This is a genomic window from Reyranella sp. (assembly GCF_052439685.1).
In the GTDB taxonomy this organism is placed as follows: Bacteria; Pseudomonadota; Alphaproteobacteria; order Reyranellales; family Reyranellaceae; genus Reyranella.
The window spans coordinates 1-17,912 of sequence record NZ_JBQVQG010000012.1; the positions used below are offsets into that span (position 1 = coordinate 1).

Sequence of the window (17,912 nt, forward strand, 5' to 3'; positions counted from 1 at the left end):
GGATCGACCTGCGGCGCAAGGAGCCGCCACCCCGGCCGCACCGCAGCCCGCGGCCGCTCCGCCCGCCGCGCCGCCGGCCTCGCCAGCGCCACGTCGTTTCGTGGCCAAGGACGTTCCCTTCGCCCCCGACTTCCGCTGGCGTGCCGTACAGAATTATGCGGACGCATCCGGCGCCAAGGCCTTCGCCTTGAACGTGCGGGGCATCTTTGCGACCGCGACCGACCGGGTCGATGAGGCCGCCGCGCGCCGCGAGGCGCTGGACGACTGCAACAGGAAGGTCGAACGGGAAGTACCGATCGTCCGCGACTACGACCGCTGCATGCTCTACGCGGTAGAGAACGACGTGGTCTGGTCGTTCCGGGCACCGCCCATGCCGCCGGCCCCCTATGTGCCGTCTGCCAAGCCGGTGCCACCGATCGTCTTCGACCCGGCGACCGCTCCCCTGCTTCGCGACTCTGCCCGGGAACGACTGGCGAAGTACTACATGACCAGCCGGCATACCCGGGCGCTGGTGCTGGGTCACAACCGCTTCGACTGGTGGACGCCGAGCGAGACCGACACGGACGTGATTCGCCGTAACCTGCAAATTTGCGGCCATCTCACGGGACGGCCCTGCGTCGTCTACGCGGTGAACAAGGAAGTCCTGGTGCGCACGCCCCAGACGATGAAGGTGACCGACATCTTCGCGCCGCAGGATATCGGCACCTCCCTCGACGACGCCCAGACCAGGGCGCTCGAACAGTATCTGATCGCCAACGACTGGCGCGCCGTAGCGCTGGCGGCAAATGGGCGAATCGGCATCGCGAGTGGCCGGCCCAGCGAGCAGGACGCGACATCCATGGCCCTCCAGGGCTGCCGCGATGCCGGAGGCACCGACTGCGCCATCACGGCCATCGGGCCGTTCATGGTCGCGCCCCGGTAGGCCGGGTCGCAAGGTATCCCCCCTTCCCCGGAGCGGATTCGGGGGGGGGCTTGACCGGCGGCCGACTCCGCCTCTATCCTGCTCATGCGAGTAAGTCGCAACAGCGGGAAGAAACGGCCGTCAGGGCATGTATATCTGCATCTGCAAAGCCATTCGAGAGCGCGAGGTCGACGCCGCCGTCCGGGCGGGAGCCCGTCGCCCGGCCGACGTGTTCCGAGCCTGTGGCAAGAGCCCCCAGTGCGGAACCTGTGCCTGCGACATGCGCGATCGCATCGCGCACGCGATCGCCCGTGAGCGAGCCGTGGAGCCGACGCTCCTCGCGGCCGACTGACTGATTCGGATGCCGAGCCTCAGCTCGGCCCCTTCCCTTCGCCCATCTGGCTCTGCAGGTAGTTCTGCACGCCGACCTTCTCGATCAGGCCGATCTCGGTCTCGAGAAAATCGATGTGCTCCTCGGCGTCCTCGAGGATGCTGACCGCGATCTCGCGGCTGACATAGTCCTTCGCCGCCTCGCAAGCCGTCACCGCCTCGACCAGCGCGGTGCGTGCGCCGCTTTCGAGCTTGAGGTCGGCCTCGAGCGCTTCCGGGACGTTCTCGCCAATCGCGAGCCGGCCCATATCCTGAAGGTTGGGCAAACCGTCGAGCATGAGGATGCGCTCGATGAGCTTGTCGGCGTGCTTCATCTCGCCGATCGACTCTTCGTAGATCTTCTTGCCGAGACGATCGAAGCCCCAATGCTTCATCATGCGGGCGTGGAGGAAATACTGGTTGATGGCCGTCAGCTCGTTTTTCAGGAGCTTATTGAGTTCGGCGATGATCTGCGGGTTGCCCTTCATGGCGAACCTCCTCTTTGAATGAGTCGGTTCTCACAAATACTCACCGATTCGGGGCACGCAACCACAGAGTGAGCGACTAAGAAACGTTCGCTAAAAAATCTGCGCGACGGCCTTCGGCATTCGGCGAGTGAGAACGACTTGCCCGATTCGAGCGCTTCCGAGTGTGCCGCAGGCTCTGTTTACGAAACCACACGACGAATCAGGGCTTTGCGATTTTACAGGAAAAAACGTAGCGCCATCGCAACGCGCAACGTCATAAGGTGAGGTGCGTTCATGTCGGACGCCGCCCGCCCGGGACGATCCGGGCCAGCCAGCTAAGGATAGCGTTATGTCCAATTTCACTCTTCCGAAACTCCCCTATGCCGATGACGCGCTTGCGCCGGTGATTTCGGCCAACACCATCTCCTTCCACTACGGCAAGCATCACAAGGCCTATGTCGACAAGCTGAACGAGCTCGTCCCGAGCACGCCGTACGAAGGTCTGTCGCTCGAGGACATCATCAAGAAGTCGGCCAAGGACGAGAAGGGCAAGGCGATCTTCAACAACGCCGGCCAGATCTGGAACCACACCTTCTACTGGAACAGCATGGCGCCCAAGGGCGGCGAGCCGACCGGCAAGATCAAGAGCGCGCTCGACGACAGCTTCGGCGGTCTCGACGCCTTCAAGGCTGCCTTCAAGGCGGCGGCCGTGGGCCAGTTCGGCAGCGGCTGGGCCTGGCTCGTGAAGGGCGCTGACGGCAAGCTCAAGATCGAGACGACGGCCAACGCCGACACCCCGATCGCCCATGGCGGCACCCCGCTCCTCGTCGCCGACGTGTGGGAGCACGCCTACTACCTCGATTTCCAGAACCGCCGACCGGACCACGTCCAGGCCTGGCTCGACAAGCTCGCGAACTGGTCGTTCGCCGAGACAAACCTAGGCTAAGGAGCAATCAATGTTGGGCACCATTCTACTGATCGTCCTGATTCTCATCCTGATCGGGGCGCTGCCGACCTGGCCGCACAGCAGCGGCTGGGGATATTACCCAAGCGGCGGCATCGGACTGGTGCTCATCATTGTCATCGTGTTGCTGTTGATGGGACGCATATAGCGGTCCGTCCACGGTTCAGGGGGCGCCTTCGGGCGCCCCTTTTATTTGGACCGGACGCCGCTTCAGTATCTGAAGGTCAGATTGATCGAGCCAAACTGTGTGATGCGATCCCGCTCGAAGAACTCCGGCGTGCGCAGGATCTGGGTGTATGAAATTCGCATTCCCCGCCACAGAACCGCCAGCCCCGCCTGAACCTCGCCGACGAACGGCCGATGCGACACGCGCTGGCTGAAACCGTCCGTGTTGCCGTCCAGGAAGATATTGCGGGCGACCGCCTGTCCGTCGACACCAGCAAACAGATACCAGCCGAAGCTGCCATCCCCGATGAAGGCGTCCGACCCGGGCAAGGCGGGACGCGAACGCGTGGGTCCGAAATCGTCTCGAAGATTCTTGCCGATGCGCGCCGTGCCGCCCACGCTGCCGTAGGTCGCGACGTTTCCGAGCGCCACCGCCGCGCGTGGGATGAAATCGACCTCCAGCTTGGGATTGTCGATCAGCACGGCGCGGCCTGTCCGCCATCTCCGCTCGAAGGTGAGACCGACCGTCGGCTCGTTGTGAAGCTGGTTGCCCCAGCCATAGGCCGGCTCGACGCCGATGAGATTATGAAAGTTGTTCTGCACGAACTCACCGCCCGCGGCTGGGCCTATGACGCCAAGATCGAGCTGTAGCGTGTCGAGACGGGTCGGCTCGTCCCGACCCGTAGCGTGATCATGACGCTTGTAGGTGTACTGCAACGCGAAGCTCGCATAGAGCCAGGCCGCATAAGGCCGGTCATCGTAGATCGGATAGGACGCGTAGGTGTCTTCGGGCGTGTAGATATTCTGGCCGACAGAGACGGCGACCCGGCGAATGACCGAATCCGCCGGTGCCTCCCCCAGGAAAGTCGGGACGGTGGTCATCGCCACGAGACCGTGCGGCATCTCGGTAATGGCCGGCGACAGCCAACCTATCCTGACCCCGCTCGTATAGTCGCGGTCAGACCGGCCGAACCGATTGAACACGTCGTTCTCGACCTGAAACGTGTAGATGCTGCGCTGCTCGTCCTCGGTGGCCGAAGGCGGCGGCGGCCGGCTTGAGCCGGAGAAAGACTGTGCCGACGCAGGAGCGATGGCGGTGCAAAGGGTTGCCATCGCCAGAGCGATGGTCGCGGCGAGGGGAAGCTGCATTCACGCTGGAACGCATCGCTCGTCTGCAGGTTGCCGCTATCGAACGTTCACGGGGGCTGAGCGGTTCCAGAGATCGGCGCGCCACCACCACGCGATTGCCAGCGTGAACACGACGCCAACCACGCTGTAGAGCGTACCGGTAGCAGTGAATCCGCCCCACTCGACCAGGGGACCCGACAGGAGCAGACCGAGCGGCATTCCGTAGACAGCAAGCATCCGCACGCCCATCACGCAGCCCCGCAGCGCGGGATTGGTGACCCGGAGAAGGATCACCGACATCGGGATCATGCAGAAGCTCTGGAAGAGGCCCGAGCCGAACAGGACGATCTCACCCGGCAAGGGCGTCGTGAGCCACGAAAAGACAAGGTTGAGCAAGAGCCAAACCAGTGCGCAGACGATCATCGTGCGCGCCGGCCGGATATGAGCGCCGTACAAAGAGACGAGAATCGAGCCGGTGAGCGCCCCGCCAGCGAAGCAGGCGATCAACCACCCCAAGCCGGTCTGGTCCATCCGGTAGATGTCTTTGGCGACATAGGCGAGCAACGAGCCGGTCAACGGGTAGGCCGCGAAGTTCACGAGGAACGCCAGCAGCATCACGGCGCGCACGACCGGCGTCGACCAGACATAGGCGAAGCCCTGCCTCAACGCCCCAAGCGCCGACGGCGTCACCTCGCCTTCCCCCAGTATGCGCACGCGACGTAGGCCAACACCCAGGGTCAGGGCGAGGCACACCGCGTAGACGCCGCAGACCGCGACGTAGGCCAGCCCCGAGCCGAGGGCCGCGACCAGGGCGGCTCCCGACAGGGCGCCCACGATGCGCGCGGAGTCTGCGGTCGTCCGCGACACGCCCATCGCGCGCATCAGATAGTCGGCCGGCATGGTCTCGCCGACCAGCAGGTTGCGCATCGTGATGTCTGACGGGCGTACCAGCCCCATGATCGTTGCCAGGACGAATACCGGCACCGGCGCCGCAAGACCGATCAAGAAGAGGACCGCAAGGCAGCCGGCGAGGATGAGATAGGCCGTCCGCATCAGGAGAAGGACGTTGCGGTTGCCGATCCGGTCTCCCGCCATGCCGAACAGGGGAGAGATCAGCGTGCCGAGGAACTGGAGGGAGCCAAAAACCGCCAGCGCCAGGACCGAGCCGGTCGACACGAGTACGAACCAGCCCAAAATCACGGTTTCCATCTCGAACGCCCAGGAGGCGAGAAGGTCGGCCGGCCACTGGAACCGGAAGCTCCGGATCTGGAAAGGCGCCAGGGCGGGCGCACGTGCGATGAGGCTCAATTCCTGTTCGTTCCCTCGCCCTGCGCCTTCGTCGGAGGCGCTTCGGGTTCCGCTGGAGGCTGCGCTTTGACGGCTTCGACTGCAATAATCGGCTCGGTATGGCGCATGCGCACTAATGGCTGGGCTCGCCCTAGAAAACCCTAATTCTAGTGGCCCTATTACGCACCCAAGCTGAGAATATAAGTCGCGCCCCGTTGCGTTGGGGGCCGGCTCAGAGCATTGTGATAACGAATGCCGTCAAGCGGTAATTGGCTGGAGCCGCGTGCGGGTAATGTCCTGGAGAAGTCCGCTATGAGCGGTGCCGTGAAGCGTACGAAGTTTCATCTTATTCTGATCAAGCCTACTCATTACGATGACGATGGCTACCCGATCACCTGGCTTCGGTCACACATCCCGTCGAACACCCTGGCTGCTCTCTATGGGCTGGGCGAGGATTGCCGTCGGCGCGAAGTGCTGGGTTCCGATGTCGATATCGTCATCCACCCGATCGACGAGACCAATACGCGCGTCCGCCCCGACCGACTCATGGCCAAGATCGAGCGCAGCGGCGGCAAAGGACTGGTGTGCCTGGTGGGCGTCCAGACCAACCAGTTTCCGCATGCCGTCGATCTCGCCCGCAAGTTCCTGAAGGGCCGCTTCCCCGTGGCGATCGGCGGCTTCCACGTCTCGGGCTGCCTGTCCATGCTGCCGGTGGTCCCGCCGGAAATCCAGGAAGCCATGGACATGGGTGTCTCCATGTTCGCCGGCGAGGCCGAGGAAGGCCGTTTCGACCTCGTGCTGCGCGACGCCATGAACGGCACCATGAAGCCGCTCTATAACTACATGGACGACCTGCCGGGCCTCGAGGGCGCCCCGACCCCCAGCCTGCCGCCGTCGGCGCTGTCGCGCAACGAAGGCGGCATGTCGAGCTTCGACCTGGGCCGCGGCTGTCCGTTCCAGTGCTCGTTCTGCACCATCATCAACGTGCAGGGCCGCAAGAGCCGTTTCCGTACCGCCGACGATCTCGAAGCGATCATCCGCGAGAACTACAAGCAGGGCATCACCGGGTTCTTCATCACCGATGACAACATGGCCCGCAACAAGCACTGGGAAGACTTCTTCGACCGGCTCATCGAGCTGAAGGAGAATGAAGGTATCCAGTTGTCGCTGATCATCCAGGTCGACACGCAGTGCCATCGCATCCCGAACTTCATCAACAAGGCGCGCTGGGCTGGCGTCTACCGCGTCTTCATCGGCCTCGAGAACGTCAACCCGGACAATCTGCTGGCGGCCAAGAAGCGCCAGAACAAGATCACCGAATACCGCAAGATGCTGCAGGCGTGGCACACCAGCGGCGCCTCGACTTGGGCCGGCTACATTCTGGGTTTCCCTGGCGACACGCGCGAATCGATCCTGCGCGACATGGAGATCATCAAGAAGGAGCTGCCGCTCGACATCCTCGAGCTGTTCATGCTGACGCCGCTCCCCGGCTCGGAGGATCACCAGACCCTGTGGAAGCAGGGCGTCTGGATGGATCCCGACCTCAACAAGTACGACGTCCATCATCGCTGCGTGCACCATCCGAAGATGAGCGACGCGGAGTTCGAGCAGGTCTATCGCGAAGCCTGGGCATCCTACTACACGCCCGAGCACATCGAGACGGTGGCACGCCGTCACGGCGCCATCCCCGGCCGCGACCCGGCCGAGCCGGCGCACTTCATGACCATGTTCAAGATCATGTTCGAGGCCGAGGGCGTGCATCCGCTGGAAGGCGGCGCCGTGCGCATGAAGTATCGTCTCGACCGCCGCCACGGCATGCCGATCGAACCGATTGGCGTGTTCCACCTCAAGGTGGCGCGTAATTTCTGGCACAAGCTGAAGATTTATATTCGCCTTACCCTCGAGGGTCGTCGCATCGGCCGGAAGGTCAGAAACGACCCGAATCGGCTCGAATACACGGATCTCGCGCTGCAGCCGGTGATGGACGACGACATGGACAAGCTGTCGCTGTTCGCCGAAACGGCGGGCGGCGGCGCGGCCGTCAACAAGCGCCGCGGCGAGGACCTCGCCCGTGCCAAGGTCGCCGCCCAGCAGAACCAGCAGCGCCTCGCCGCCGCGGAGTAGCGGCGCCCGGAACCTGGCGGCGCGTCCTTTGCGCCGGGCCGCCAGTCCCTTCCCTTTCCTAGTGAACGAGCGGCGGCGTTACTTCGCCGAGACCGTCGGCCTCCGTCGCCGAAATGGTCGTGCGCACCATCGAGCGTTCGCGCGTGTAGTCCCACGGCCGGCCGCGATGAAGCATGGCGCGGTTGTCCCACATCACCGCATCGCCCTGGCGCCATTTATGGCTGTAGACGAATTCCGGCCGAGTCGCCTCGTCGAGGAGCTGCGAGAGCAGCTGGCGTGCGTGGCGGTCGTCCATCCCGTCGATCGCATAGGCATGGCTCGCGAGGTAGAGTGCGCGACGGTCGTTAGCCGGGTTGCGCCAGTTCAGCCGCCAGCGCACCGGCGGCAGCGCCTTGCGCTCCTCGGCATTGGCGAGGTCGGGATGAATCTGGTCGCGGCTGTTGGCGTAGGAGTGCGTTGCTACCGAGTTCTTCAGCCGCTCCTGCATGTCCGCCGGCAGCCGCTCCCAGGCGAGCCGCGTCGAGGTGTATTCGGTTTCGCCGCCCTCGCCGGGCAGCACGCGCGCGGTCAGCACGGAGGCGAGCGCCGGCGTCTTCTTGAAGGATGAATCCGTGTGCCAGAGCGCATTGGCCTTGGCGACCAGCACCTGTCGATGATCCGGCGGCACGATCTCACCCTGCTGGCCGACATTGGTCAGGCGCGAATAGAAGCTGTTCTCGCCTACGGAAGCCGCCTTGGTCAGCTCCAGTGGTCCGAAGGCGCGGCTGTAGGCGACCTGGATATCGTCGGCGATCTGCTGGTCGCGGAACACAAGGAGTGAATGCTTCTCGAAAGCGTCTCGGACTTCCTTGTAGGCCTGGGCATCGATTGCGACGTCGAGCAGTGAGACGCCCTTCACTTCGACGCCGAAGCCATCGGCCAGCGGGACCAGTTCCATCGGTTTCCTCCTCGCAGTTTCTTTTGTGACCGGGATTTTATCGCACCGGCGCGGCGGGCGGCTATAGTACGATTCCTGCACCCGAGGCATTGCTGTATCCCGTATGGCCGTCCAGTCCCCGCCCGCTCCCCGCCTCGCTTTCGTCTGTGCCAGCACGCTGGCGGCCCGTGAGGCCAAGGGCCGCCTCGAGCAGATCTATGGTGCGGCCAGCACCGCCGAAGCCGACATCATCGTCGCGCTGGGCGGCGACGGGCTGATGCTGCAGGCGCTCCACCGCAATATGCGGCGGCTCAAGCCGATCTACGGCATGAACCTCGGCACGGTCGGCTTCCTGCTCAATACCTACAGGGAAACCAACCTGCTGAAGCGCCTGAAGAAGGCCCGCCAGGTGACGCTGACGCCGCTGCGCATGCTGGCCACCAATACACGCGGCAAGGTCTCGGAAGTCCTCGCCATCAACGAGGTGTCGCTGCTGCGCTCGAGCCGCCAGACCGCGCGCATCGAGGTCGCGGTCGACGGCCAGAAGCGCCTGCCCGAGCTGCATTGCGACGGCGTGCTGGTGGCGACGCCCGCCGGCTCCACCGCCTACAACCTCTCGGCCCACGGACCGATCCTGCCGCTGGGCGCCGGTCTGCTGGCGCTGACGCCGATCAACGCCTTCCGGCCGCGGCGTTGGCGCGGCGCGTTGCTGCCGCGCACCTCCAAGGTCGAATTCACCATTCTCGATCCGAAGAAGCGTCCCGTCGCGGCGGCGGCCGACTCGGTGGAAATCGCCAACGTCGCCCATGTCGCCGTGACCGAGGCCAGCGACACGAAACTCACCCTGCTGTTCGACCCAGAGCACGATCTCGAGGAACGCATCCTGAAGGAGCAGTTCGCTCCTTGAGTGAGAAGGACATACGCTTCAAGCCCGAGAAGAAGAGGATCATCGGCCACGACGGGTGGCAGCCTCTCGCGCTGGCGCTCGTCATCGGCACGGTGGGCGGCTTCGTCTTCAACTGGCTGCGCATGCCACTCGCCTGGATGCTGGGCGCCTGCGTGTTCTCGACCGTAGCCGCCTTCCTCGGCCTGCGGGTCGGCATGCGGGTGCGGCTGCGGCAGGGCATGATCATCATCCTGGGCGTCCTGCTGGGCTCGGGCTTCACCCCCGAACTGCTGCAGCGGCTGGGCGAATGGGCCGTCAGCCTGTGCGTGCTCACCGGCATGACCATGACCGGCGCCACCCTCTGCTATGCCTGGCTGCGCCGCGTCACCGACTGGGACAAGGTTACCTGCTACTTCGCCGCCATGCCGGGCGGGTTGAACGACATGACCATCATGGGCGGCGCCATGGGCGGCGACGAGCGCTCGATCGCGCTCGCCCATGCGCTGCGTATCCTGACGGTCGTGCTGACCATTCCGATCTGGTACCGGCTGGTGAACGGCGCGCAGACCAGCGTTCTCACCATGGTCCACGGCCCCACCGGCAACGACTGGAAGGACTATGCCGTCCTGATCGCCTGCGGCGTCATCGGCGCGGTCGCCGGCCGCCTGCTGCGTCTGCCCGCCAGCTTCATGATGGGACCGATGATCGTGAGCGCCATCGCCCATCTCGGCGGCCTCACGAGTTCCCAGCCACCGGGCTTCCTGGTCGCGGCCGCCCAGGTCGTGGTCGGCACCGGCATCGGGTGTCGCTTCGTCGGCGCCAACTTCGACAGACTGCACAAGGAGATGGCGGCCTCGATCGGTGCCGCCTTCATCCTCATCGCCTGCGCGGTGGGATTCGCCGAGATCACCCACGCGCTGACGGGTCTCAACCTCGATGCCACGGTCCTGAGCTACGCCCCCGGCGGCTTCGCTGAAATGAGCCTGATCGGCCTCGCTCTCGGCATCGAGATCGCGATGGTGGCGACCCACCATTTGTTCCGGCTGTTCCTGATCATCATCACCGGACCGATCGTCTTCCGCACGATCCTGAGACGCGCGCGCCGCTGACCGGCCTCCTCGGCGGGAGCCCGGACGGCCTCACCCTGTGCTGTGCCAGAGGCCACGCCTGTCCTCGCGGTACCCAGGTACCTGTCCGGCGGATCGCCCGAGTCATTTCGTTGGTTTCGATTATTTCGTTTATTTCGAATATTCGCCTTCGCGCCCCGCCAAATCCCAACGCTCTACGCCCGCACCGTGATCCCGCCGTCGACCACCAGCAGGTGGCCGTTCACATAGGCCGACTGGTCAGATGCGAGGAACAGCGCCGCGTTGGCCGTGTCCCAGCCGGTGCCCATCTTGCCCGTCGGCGAGGCGTGGTCGCGGATGGCGATCATCTTCTCGTAAGCCTGGTTATGGTCCTTCTCGCTCCTGGCATACTGCTCGGCCAGGAAGTCGATCATCGGCGTATGCATCAGGCCGGGCAGGATCGCGTTGCAGCGGATACCCTTCTCCGCATATTGCGACGCGATCGCCATGGTGAGCGAGTTCACCGCGCCCTTGCTGGCATTGTAGGCGAGATAGGAAATCCCCTTGGGGCTGCGGATCGAGGCGATCGAGCTCACGTTCACGATCGCGCCCTTGCCCTGCTTCTCCATGATCGGCAGCACGTGTTTGGCGGTGAGGAAGAAGCTCTTCACGTTGACGTCGAACACGCGATGCCACTCGTCCTCGCTGAGTTCGACCGGCCCGCCTTGCGAGCCGATGCCGACATTGTTGTCGAGAATGTCGACCTGGCCCCACTTCGCCATGCAGGCATCGACCATGACCTTGACGTCGGCGTTGCTCGACGCATTGGCCTCGTGGGCGATCGCAAAGCCGGGACCGACCTCCTTCTCGATCAGACCCACCGTCTCCTCGGCGGCGGCACGCTTGACATCGACGCAGAACACCTTGGCGCCTTCACGCGCAAAGGTGATCGCGGTGCACTTGCCGTTGCCCCAACCCGGCCCGCTCGAGCCCGCCCCGACGACGATCGCCACCCTGTCCTTCAGCTTGCCGGTCATGCCGCTTCGCCCCCTTACGTCACTTCTTTCTCTTCTTCCGCAAATGATGGGTCAGGGCCAGCGCAATGCAATGCCGCAATTCTCTGACCGGAACGCGCTCCTTCGCACCGAAGTGGATCGCACGCTCACCCTCGTAGCTGAAGGTCTCGGGATAGAGGTCGCGGAACTGGCCGACCAGCCCGCTCTGACAATGGAAATAGAGAGCATAACCGCCGCTGTCGCCCTTCAGCCGGTCGATGCGTACGGTGGTGCCACTGCCGGTCTGTTCGGTGAGATAGCTGGGCTGGCCCCATTTCAGTGTCTCTGTCAGCACGCCGACGCCATCGGTCGCGGCGGCCACCTCGAAGATGGTCTCGCGCAGCACCATCAACCGGTCGCGCACGTTGGGCCCATAGGCTTTGAAGGCCGCCGCCACCCTGGGATCTCCGAACCGTTTCATGGGCCAAGCCTAACACGACGCCAAGGGAGCGGGACTGGCGGAACCGGCGCCTGCGTGGGAGGCTGCCGTCAAACAGGAATGAACCGGAGGAGCGTCCATGCGTCGTCGTGCGTTCACCGCCTCGGCCTTTGCAACCGCGCTCGCGTCTCCCGCGATCGCCCAGCCGCAATGGCCTACCAAGCCGCTCCGCCTCGTCATCCCCTATCCGCCCGGCGGGCCGTCGGACGTATCGAGCCGCATCGTCATGGAGCGTGCCGCGCAGTTCCTCGGCCAGAGCGTGCTGTTCGACAACAAGGCCGGCGCCTCGGGCATGATCGGGGCCGAGTTCGTGAAGAACCAGCCGGTGGACCATCACACCTTCCTCACGACGACGACGGCGATGGTCTGCATCACGCGGCACCTGCAGCCGATCCCCTTCGATCCCGATCGTGACATCGTGCCGGTCTCGCGCATGTCGACCTCGTGGGGCGCCTTCGCCGTCCATCCCTCGGTGCCGGCCAACACGGTCGCGGAGTTCGTGGCCTATGCGAAGGCAAATCCGGGCAAGCTGAACTACGGGTCGGCCGGCCTCGCCACGATCACCCACCTGTTCGGCGAGATGCTCTGCCTCGAAGCCGGCATCCGGATGACCCACGTCCCCTATCGCGGCAGTGCGCCCGCAACCAACGCGCTGCTCGCGGACGAGATCCAGGCGCAATTCGACCAGACGACGCTGCCTCACATCAAGGCGGGCAGGCTGCGGGCCCTCGCGATGCTGGCCGAGGTGCGGCATCCGGATTTCCCGGATGTCCCGACCCTGCAGGAGACCGGCTATGGCAGGGAGGGAGGCGATTCCTGGTTCGGCATCCTCGCCCCCGCGGGCACCTCACCCGAGGCGGTCACGCGTCTCGACAAGGCGATCGCCGACGCCCTGCGCGCACCCGACATCGTCGCCAAGGTGCACGCGGGCGGGATGCGCGTCACCTATCTCAATCCCTCGGATTTCAGGAAACACATCGGCACCGAGAGCACGATGTTCGGTGCGATCATCAAGAAGGGCGATATCAAGCTGCCCTGAGGAACGGAGACCTTCACCCCATCACGATCTGCGCCGGGGACGGGGCTGCGACGACCAGACGCCCGGCCAGAGGAGCGACAGCAGCAGCACGGCCAGAAGGCCGCCGCCTGCCGCCACGAAGGCGAAGCGGTAGCCGGCGAGGAAGCCCGCCATGTTCATGAAGCCCTGCGCGCCGTGGGCCTGCAGCGCCGTCAGCACCGAGGCGCCGGCGACGATACCGATGGTGCGTGTGAGCAGCGACAGGCTTCCCGCGACGCCACGGTCGCGCGCCGGCAGGGTGGCCGTGACGATGTCGGTGTAGGCGACCGTCAGCAGGCCCTGCCCGACGCCTTCGAGGACCAGCAGCGCCGCCACGGCGAGAACCGGCGTATCGATGCCGGTGAAGCCCAGGGGCAGCAGGCCGAGGCCGACGCAGGCAACGCCCGCAAAAACCGTGGGCCGCTGGCCGATACGGCTCACGAGGAAGGCCGAGAGCGGCGCTCCGGTCAGGCTGCCGCCATAGGCCATCGCCAGCACGATGCCGACGCCCAGCGGGGTCAGCTTCAGCACGTTCACCAGGTAATAGGGCGTCAGCAGCAGGATCGCGAAGCCCGCGAGGTTGGCGAGCGCATTGAGAACATTGGGCATCGCGAAGCGCGGATCGGCGAAGAGCGACGGCCGGATGATCGGTTCCGGCACCCGGTTGGCGCGGCGGACATAGGCCACGATCAGGACCAGCGCGACGATGGCCATTGCCAACGCCCACGGGCCTGGGATTTCCTTGCGCTGCGAGAAGGTGAGCGCCAGGAGCAGCGTGCTCATACAGGCTGCCAGCAGCGCCGCGCCCGGCGCATCGAACGGGCGGGAATCGGGCTTGGGAGAAGGCAGCAAGCCGGACAGAGCGAGCGTCGCGAGAGCCAGCGGCACGCGCACCCAATAGACGGCGGGCCAGCCCCAGAATTCGACCAGCGCGCCCCCGAGGAATGGGCCGACGGCGGCCGCAATGGCCATGGTGCTGGCGAAGCCCGCCAGCGCCTTGGTGCGGTCGCTCTCGGGAAACAGCGAGGTCGCGAGGGCAGGCGTGCAGGACAGCGCCAGGGCCGTGCCAACGCCTTGGACCCCGCGCGCCCACAGGAACAACGGCCAGTCCGGCGCCGCCGCACAGGCCGCGCAGCCGATCGCCGAAATCGCGAGGCCGATGCGGAAAATCAGCCGGTGCCCGAACAGATCTCCGAGCTTGCCGCAGACCAGCATCAGCGAGCCGTAGACCAGCACGTAGCAGATCACGAGCCACTGGACGTCGCCCAAGGCGACCTTGAAATGGCTCGTGATCGCCGGCAGCGCCACGTTGACGGCGATGTCGAGCGGCGCCAGCGACGCGCCCAACCCGACGATCGCGAGGCCGAAGGCCGGCCTCATCTCCGCAGCCGCCTCAGAGGTGCTTCTTCAGGAATTCGAGCATCCTCTCCCAGGCCGCGTTGGCCGACTTCACGTCGTAGGCCTCGCTGCGCTCGCTGGCGAAGGCGTGCGCGGCATCGTAGCGGAATATCTCGGGGCTCCGGCCCGCGCCCTTCATGGTCTTCTCGAGCGCGTCAACGGCGGCCGGCGTGCACCAGTCGTCCTTGTTGGCGAAGTGGCCCTGCAGCGGCACCGTGATCTTCGCCGGATCGGCGAGTTGGCCCGGCGGGATGCCATAGAAGGGCACGCCGCAAGCGATGCCTTCGAGGCGGGCGCAGGCCGCAATGGTGAGCGCGCCGCCCATGCAGAAGCCCATCACGCCGACTTTCCCACCCATTCCGGCCAGGTGTTTGACCGCGCCGGCAATGTCCTGGTCGGAGGCGCCGACGAAGTCGAGGCCGCTCATCATGTGGTTGGCCTCGTCCGGCTTCTGGGTGACGCGGCCCTTGTAGAGGTCAGGCGCCAGCGCATTGTAGCCCTGCCGCGCAAACCGGTCGGCGACGCCGCAGATCTGGTCGTTGAGTCCCCACCATTCCTGGATCACGACGATCCCCGGCCGGCCCTTCCCGGCCTCGGCCAGGTAGCCCTTGCAGGTCGATCCGTCGGGACGATTGAAGTCGATCAGACTGCCCATGTAATTGTCCTCCTTGATGTGTCCTGAACTCTACACCGACCTCACCCTGAGGAGCACGCCGGAGGCGTGCGTCTCGAAGGATGGGATCGCGCACCGTGCCTGTCGCCCATCCTTCGAGACGCATCGCTGCGCGATGCTCCTCAGAATGAGGGAAATCGCTAGAGTAGCTTCCGCAGCTCCGTCTTCAGGATCTTGCCGTAGTTGTTCTTGGGCAGCGCCTCGATGAACCGGTAGTCCTTGGGGCGCTTGAAGCGGGCGATGTTGTCGAGACAGAGCTTGTCGAGCTCGGCGGGCGAAAGGCTCTCGCCGGTACGGGCGACGACGAACGCCACGACCTCCTCGCCCCATTCGGGATGCGGGCGGCCGACGACGGAACATTCGGCGACGCCGGCATGCAGGTTCAGCACGTCCTCGATCTCGCGCGGATAGATGTTGGAGCCGCCCGAGATGATCATGTCCTTTGAGCGGTCCTTGAGCGTCAGCAGCCCCTCCTCGTCGAAGGCGCCGACATCGCCGGTCCACAGCCAGCCGTCACGCAGCGATCGGGCCGTCGCCTCGGGATTGTTCCAGTAGCCCGCCATCACAGGATCGCCTTTGCAGATGATCTCGCCCACCTCACCCACGGGAAGCGGACGCCCCGCCTCGTCGACGATCCGAACCTCCATGCAGGAGTCGGCGCGGCCGGCCGACGCCAGGCGCTGCTCCCAGCGCGGATGAGTGCGTTCCCAGTGATAGTCGCGGCCGAGATGGGTGATGGTCATCGGGCTCTCGCCCTGGCCGTAGAGCTGCGCCAGCTTGTTGCCGAGCACGTCGAGCGCACGCTTGAGGTCCGAGACGTACATCGGTGCGCCGCCGTAGGTAATGAGCCTCAGCGCATCGGGCTTCAGCTCCGACACGCTGCCATGCTCGATCAGCCGCTTCACCATGGTGGGTGCGAGGAAGATCGAACACTGCGGCCAGTGGTTCATCAATTCGACCGTCTCCGGCACCTCGTACTTGCCGCTTTCGGGAAACACCTGCACCGAGCCGCGCGCCAGCATCGGGAAATTCCACAGGCCGGAGCCGTGGCTGATCGGGGCGGCATGCACGATCGAACCGGCCGGGGGCGGACGGTCGACGTCGGCAAAGTAATTGAGCGTCATCGCCAGCAGATTGCGGTGCGTGAGCATCGCGCCCTTGGGCCGCCCGGTGGTGCCCGACGTGTAGAACAGCCAGGCGAGATCCGTGGGTTCGGCATCGGCGATCGGGCTCGGATCGCCCACCGCCATGAAGATATAGGAGCGCGTCGTGACGTCGACGATCTCCTTCAGGTCGAGCGCCTCTTTCGCGGCCTCGGCGATCGTGTTGGCGAGGTCCGGCGTCACGAAGCAAAGCTTCGCGCCCGAATTCTCCAGGATGAACGCGAATTCCCTGGCATGCAGCTTGGCGTTCATCGGCACGGCGCAGAGGCCGGCGTGCCAGATCGCGTACATGACCTCGATCGATTCGACGCAGTTGGCCATGGCGAAGGCCACCCGGTCGCCGCGCGCGAGACCGAAGCGGGCGAGGAGATGCGTGCTCATCACCGAGACCTTGCGCCACAGCTCGCGATAATTCAGGTGCGTCGACACCCCGCGGGCCAGCGCGGGCAGGTCGCGGAACTCCTGCGCGGAGCCCAGCAGCAGATGGGCGATGTTCATGCGTCGTTTCCTCGCGCGCCGACTATTGCAGGCACGGCATCGACCTTGCAATGTGCCGCTCATGCAGGATTTCGATTTCGCCATCGTCGGCGCCGGCATTGCCGGGGTCTCCGTCGCCTATCACCTCGCGCCCCATGCGAAGGTGATCCTCCTCGAGCGCGAGAACGTGCCCGCCTATCACACGACGGGCCGGTCCGCCGCGCTGCATTCAGAGACCTACGGCAGCGCCCAGATCCGCGCTATCACGGTGGCCTCGGGCCGCTTCTACCGCAATCCGCCCCCGGGTTTCGCCGACCATCCCCTCCTGACGCCGCGCGGCGCGCTGGTCGCGGGCCACACCGGCCAGGAAGCCGCCGTCAGGGCTGCCGCGGCCGATTATGCGCAGCTCGTGCCCTCGGTTCGCTGGCTGGAGCCGGCCGAGGTCCTGCGCCGCCTGCCGATCATTAAGCCCGACGCCATCGGCGGCGGTGCGGTGTTCGAGCCCGAGGCCGACGACATGGACGTGGCGGCGATCCACGGCGGGTTCCTGAAGGGCGCGCGTGCCGCCGGCGCGGTACTGCGCCTCGATGCCGAGGTCCTCGGTCTCGCCCGCATCGACGGGCTGTGGAACGTGACGTTGCGCGACGGCGACCTCGTGCGGGCGACCAACGTCATCGACGCCGCCGGGGCCTGGGCGGACGTGCTGGGCGGGCTCGCCGGCTGCGTGCCGATCGGGCTGGTGCCGAAGCGGCGTACTGCCTTTACCTTCGACGCGCCGCAGGGGCTCGACCTCGCGCCGCTGCCGATGCTGATCGACTTCGACGAGAGCTTCTACTTCAAGCCTGAGGTCGGTCAGTTCCTGGGCTCACTCGCCGACGAGACCCCCTCGCCGCCCTGCGACGCTCAACCCGAGGAGATCGACGTCGCCACCGCCGTCGAACGCATCGAGACCGCGAGCACGCTGCAGATCCGCCGCATCAAGAACAAGTGGGCCGGCCTGCGGTCCTTCGTGCACGACAAGAACCTGGTCGCTGGCTACGACCCCAAGATCGAGGGCTTCTTCTGGCTGGCCGGCCAGGGCGGCTACGGCATCCAGACGGGTTACGCCGCCGGCCAGCTCGCCGCTGCATTGGCACTGGGCAAGCCCCTGCCCGCCGAGGTCGCAGACTTGGGAGTCACGGAGGCCTCACTGTCACCCGCCCGCTTCGCGGTGAGCGACGACGCCTGAGCGAGATGACACCGGAATCGACCCTCACTATGGTCGCTCCCGGGAGCCCCCGTGGCGGAATTGGTAGACGCCAGCGACTTAAAATCGCTTGATCCGTCAGGATCGTGCCGGTTCGAGTCCGGCCGGGGGCACCAAAGTCATTGCCAGG

At 65.5% G+C, this 17,912-nt stretch carries 17 protein-coding genes, 1 tRNA gene and 1 pseudogene; 10 read left to right on the top strand and 9 right to left on the bottom strand.

Annotated features, from left to right (window positions below):
• Together ACT6UX_RS16390 and ACT6UX_RS16395 are read left to right on the top strand one after the other, a co-directional pair.
• A pseudogene (locus tag ACT6UX_RS16390) lies at window positions 1-922 on the top strand (hypothetical protein); the annotation flags it as partial.
• 127 nt (window positions 923-1,049) lie between these two features.
• A complete protein-coding gene (locus ACT6UX_RS16395; RefSeq protein ID WP_444776219.1) occupies window positions 1,050-1,253 on the top strand; it encodes a (2Fe-2S)-binding protein in 204 nt (67 codons plus the stop codon).
• A 19-nt stretch (window positions 1,254-1,272) separates the two neighbouring features.
• Here the strand turns inward: ACT6UX_RS16395 and bfr are convergent, their stop codons facing one another.
• Window positions 1,273-1,758 (bottom strand): bacterioferritin, encoded by a 486-nt coding sequence (gene bfr / locus ACT6UX_RS16400; protein WP_444776220.1) that lies wholly within the window; start codon window positions 1,756-1,758, stop codon window positions 1,273-1,275.
• 328 nt (window positions 1,759-2,086) lie between these two features.
• On the opposite strand from bfr, the gene ACT6UX_RS16405 reads away from it, so the two are divergent.
• Window positions 2,087-2,683, top strand: a complete 597-nt coding sequence (locus tag ACT6UX_RS16405) for a superoxide dismutase (protein WP_444776221.1) — start codon at window positions 2,087-2,089, stop codon at window positions 2,681-2,683.
• A 10-nt stretch (window positions 2,684-2,693) separates the two neighbouring features.
• Entirely contained in the window at window positions 2,694-2,849 is a 156-nt protein-coding gene (locus tag ACT6UX_RS16410) for a DUF3309 family protein (protein ID WP_298307994.1), read from the top strand.
• Between the two features lie 62 nt (window positions 2,850-2,911).
• On the opposite strand, the gene ACT6UX_RS16415 is transcribed toward ACT6UX_RS16410, so the two are convergent.
• Together ACT6UX_RS16415 and ACT6UX_RS16420 are read right to left on the bottom strand one after the other, a co-directional pair.
• The gene (locus ACT6UX_RS16415; protein WP_444776222.1) at window positions 2,912-4,015 is read right to left on the bottom strand and encodes a lipid A deacylase LpxR family protein; all 1,104 of its coding nucleotides are present in this window, start codon (window positions 4,013-4,015) and stop codon (window positions 2,912-2,914) included.
• Between the two features lie 36 nt (window positions 4,016-4,051).
• A complete protein-coding gene (locus tag ACT6UX_RS16420; protein WP_444776223.1) occupies window positions 4,052-5,302 on the bottom strand; it encodes an MFS transporter in 1,251 nt (416 codons plus the stop codon).
• Between the two features lie 291 nt (window positions 5,303-5,593).
• Between ACT6UX_RS16420 and ACT6UX_RS16425 the strand changes: the two genes are divergently transcribed.
• Window positions 5,594-7,405: a B12-binding domain-containing radical SAM protein gene (locus tag ACT6UX_RS16425; RefSeq protein ID WP_444776224.1), complete on the top strand. Its 1,812-nt coding sequence runs from the start codon at window positions 5,594-5,596 to the stop codon at window positions 7,403-7,405.
• A 58-nt stretch (window positions 7,406-7,463) separates the two neighbouring features.
• On the opposite strand, the gene ACT6UX_RS16430 is transcribed toward ACT6UX_RS16425, so the two are convergent.
• A complete protein-coding gene (locus tag ACT6UX_RS16430) occupies window positions 7,464-8,342 on the bottom strand; it encodes a TauD/TfdA dioxygenase family protein (protein ID WP_444776225.1) in 879 nt (292 codons plus the stop codon).
• A 103-nt stretch (window positions 8,343-8,445) separates the two neighbouring features.
• Here ACT6UX_RS16430 and ACT6UX_RS16435 point away from each other — a divergent pair, with 103 nt between their 5' ends.
• Both ACT6UX_RS16435 and ACT6UX_RS16440 read left to right on the top strand, forming a co-directional pair.
• The gene (locus tag ACT6UX_RS16435; RefSeq protein ID WP_444776226.1) at window positions 8,446-9,228 is read left to right on the top strand and encodes an NAD kinase; all 783 of its coding nucleotides are present in this window, start codon (window positions 8,446-8,448) and stop codon (window positions 9,226-9,228) included.
• Window positions 9,225-10,316 carry an AbrB family transcriptional regulator gene (locus tag ACT6UX_RS16440; RefSeq protein ID WP_444776227.1) on the top strand — a complete coding sequence of 364 codons (1,092 nt, stop codon included), beginning with the start codon at window positions 9,225-9,227 and terminating at the stop codon, window positions 10,314-10,316. Before ACT6UX_RS16435 ends, ACT6UX_RS16440 begins: the two co-directional genes overlap by 4 nt.
• A gap of 173 nt (window positions 10,317-10,489) precedes the next feature.
• On the opposite strand, the gene ACT6UX_RS16445 is transcribed toward ACT6UX_RS16440, so the two are convergent.
• Both ACT6UX_RS16445 and ACT6UX_RS16450 read right to left on the bottom strand, forming a co-directional pair.
• On the bottom strand, window positions 10,490-11,311 hold the full coding sequence (locus ACT6UX_RS16445; RefSeq protein ID WP_444776228.1) for an SDR family NAD(P)-dependent oxidoreductase: 822 nt from the start codon (window positions 11,309-11,311) through the stop codon (window positions 10,490-10,492).
• Between the two features lie 19 nt (window positions 11,312-11,330).
• The gene (locus tag ACT6UX_RS16450; protein ID WP_444776229.1) at window positions 11,331-11,750 is read right to left on the bottom strand and encodes a DUF1801 domain-containing protein; all 420 of its coding nucleotides are present in this window, start codon (window positions 11,748-11,750) and stop codon (window positions 11,331-11,333) included.
• Window positions 11,751-11,847: 97 nt separating this feature from the next.
• On the opposite strand from ACT6UX_RS16450, the gene ACT6UX_RS16455 reads away from it, so the two are divergent.
• A complete protein-coding gene (locus tag ACT6UX_RS16455) occupies window positions 11,848-12,807 on the top strand; it encodes a Bug family tripartite tricarboxylate transporter substrate binding protein (protein ID WP_444776230.1) in 960 nt (319 codons plus the stop codon).
• A 21-nt stretch (window positions 12,808-12,828) separates the two neighbouring features.
• Here the strand turns inward: ACT6UX_RS16455 and ACT6UX_RS16460 are convergent, their stop codons facing one another.
• The 3 genes from ACT6UX_RS16460 to ACT6UX_RS16470 form a co-directional block, all read right to left on the bottom strand.
• The gene (locus ACT6UX_RS16460; protein WP_444776231.1) at window positions 12,829-14,205 is read right to left on the bottom strand and encodes an MFS transporter; all 1,377 of its coding nucleotides are present in this window, start codon (window positions 14,203-14,205) and stop codon (window positions 12,829-12,831) included.
• Between the two features lie 13 nt (window positions 14,206-14,218).
• Complete coding sequence (locus ACT6UX_RS16465) at window positions 14,219-14,878, bottom strand: dienelactone hydrolase family protein (protein WP_444776232.1); 660 nt, start codon at window positions 14,876-14,878, stop codon at window positions 14,219-14,221.
• Between the two features lie 158 nt (window positions 14,879-15,036).
• On the bottom strand, window positions 15,037-16,557 hold the full coding sequence (locus ACT6UX_RS16470) for an AMP-binding protein (protein ID WP_444776233.1): 1,521 nt from the start codon (window positions 16,555-16,557) through the stop codon (window positions 15,037-15,039).
• 61 nt (window positions 16,558-16,618) lie between these two features.
• On the opposite strand from ACT6UX_RS16470, the gene ACT6UX_RS16475 reads away from it, so the two are divergent.
• The gene (locus ACT6UX_RS16475; protein WP_444776234.1) at window positions 16,619-17,764 is read left to right on the top strand and encodes an NAD(P)/FAD-dependent oxidoreductase; all 1,146 of its coding nucleotides are present in this window, start codon (window positions 16,619-16,621) and stop codon (window positions 17,762-17,764) included.
• A 45-nt stretch (window positions 17,765-17,809) separates the two neighbouring features.
• Window positions 17,810-17,898: transfer RNA gene (locus ACT6UX_RS16480), tRNA-Leu, on the top strand.
• Window positions 17,899-17,912: the final 14 nt, after the last annotated feature.